The organism is Actinotalea sp., assembly GCF_035443605.1.
Taxonomy (GTDB): domain Bacteria; phylum Actinomycetota; class Actinomycetes; order Actinomycetales; family Cellulomonadaceae; genus Actinotalea.
In genome coordinates this window covers 2,388-4,143 of record NZ_DAORSQ010000155.1, presented here as the reverse complement: position 1 = coordinate 4,143, position 1,756 = coordinate 2,388, and the positions used below count along the sequence as shown (strand labels likewise).

Annotated in this window: 2 protein-coding genes; one reads left to right on the top strand and one right to left on the bottom strand. The window is 77.1% G+C overall.

The annotated features are described in order from the left end of the window. The coding region (gene hisD, locus PKY62_RS12355) for a histidinol dehydrogenase (protein WP_324537395.1) at window positions 1-1,293 on the top strand (1,293 nt) is incomplete at its 5' end. 36 nt (window positions 1,294-1,329) lie between these two features. Here hisD and PKY62_RS12350 read toward each other — a convergent pair. Next, the coding region (locus PKY62_RS12350; protein ID WP_324537393.1) for a phosphoribosyltransferase family protein at window positions 1,330-1,756 on the bottom strand (427 nt) is incomplete at its 5' end.

Sequence of the window (1,756 nt, the reverse complement as noted above, 5' to 3'; positions counted from 1 at the left end):
CTGACCGCCCGCCAGCTCACCGCGACGCTGCCGCGCCCCGACCTCGACGTCGCCGGCGCGGCCGACCAGGTGGCGCCGATCCTCGCCGACGTGCGCGAGCGCGGCGCCGCAGCCCTGCGCGACCTCGCCGAGCGGTTCGATGGCGTGCGGCCCGTGCACCTGCGCGTGCCCGGCGCGGCCATGACCGCCGCGCTGGCGACGCTGGACCCCGCGGTCCGGGCCGCGCTCGAGGAGGCGATCGCCCGCGTCCGCACGGTGCATGCGGCGCAGCTGCCGGCGGGCTCGACCGTCGACCTCGCGCCCGGCGCCCAGGTGCGCCAGCGCTGGCTGCCCGTCAACCGCGTCGGCCTGTACGTCCCGGGCGGGCTGGCCGTCTACCCGTCCTCGGTCGTCATGAACGTCGTCCCGGCGCAGGAGGCCGGCGTGCGCTCGCTCGTCGTCACGAGCCCGCCGCAGCGGGACAACGGCGGCCTGCCGCACCCCACGATCCTGGCGGCGTGCGCGCTGCTCGGCGTCGACGAGGTCTACGCCGTCGGCGGGGCCCAGGCCGTCGCCATGCTCGCCTACGGCGCGACCGGCCAGACGGCCGACGACGGCGCGATGCTCTGCGAGCCCGTGGACGTCGTGACCGGCCCGGGCAACCAGTACGTCACGGCAGCCAAGCGCCTCGTGCGGGGTGTGGTCGGCATCGACTCGGAGGCAGGTCCCACCGAGATCGCCGTGCTCGCCGACGCCGGGGCGGACCCGCGGCACGTCGCCGCCGACCTGGTCTCGCAGGCCGAGCACGGCCCCACCTCGGCCTCGGTGCTCGTCACGGACTCGGTCGCGCTCGCGGACGCCGTCGAGGCACTCCTGCCCGCCGTCGTCGCGGCGACCAGGCACAGCGAGCGGGTGACCACCGCGCTGGCCGGCCCGCAGTCGGCGATCGTGCTGGTCGACGACGTCGAGCAGGGCCTGGCCGTCGTCAACTCCTACGGTGCCGAGCACCTCGAGATCCAGACGGCCGACGCGGCCGCCGTGGCGGACCGGGTGACCAGCGCCGGGGCGATCTTCGTCGGCCCGTACGCACCGGTCTCGCTCGGCGACTACATGGCCGGCTCGAACCACGTGCTGCCCACGGGCGGGTGCGCGCACTACGCGAGCGGCCTCGGTGTGCACAGCTTCCTGCGCGCCGTGCAGGTGATCGAGTACGACGCCGCCGCGCTCGGCGTGCTCGCCGACCGGATCGTCGCGCTCGCGAACGACGAGGACCTGCCCGCCCACGGCGAGGCGGTCCGGGCCCGCTTCGCCTGACAGGCTCGCGTCGGCACACCGGCCCGCCTCGCCGGCTCAGCCGGTCGCGAGGACGAACGGCAGCACCTGCTGGGCGCCGGCCCTGCGCAGCAGCCTGGCGGCGACGGTCACCGTCCAGCCCGAGTCGTGGCGGTCGTCGACGAGCAGCACCGAGCGGCCCCGCAGGCCTGCGGCCGCCGCGTCCGTCAGGTCGAGCTCCAGGCGCCGCACCACCCCGGCCAGCCGCTGGGCGGAGTTGACGTCGTGCCGGCCGGGCGGCAGGTGCGCGGACGCGACCACCGCACCGACGACGGGCACCCCGAGGTGCCGCGCCACGCCGGCGGCCAGGTGCTCGACGAGGCCCGGACGCGTCGCTGACGGGACCACCACGACACCCTCGATGCGCGGCGCCCAGGCGTCGAGCACCTGCACGACGGCGCCGCGCAGGGCGACCGGCAGCTCCGCGGCGTGCACCGCGGCGTCG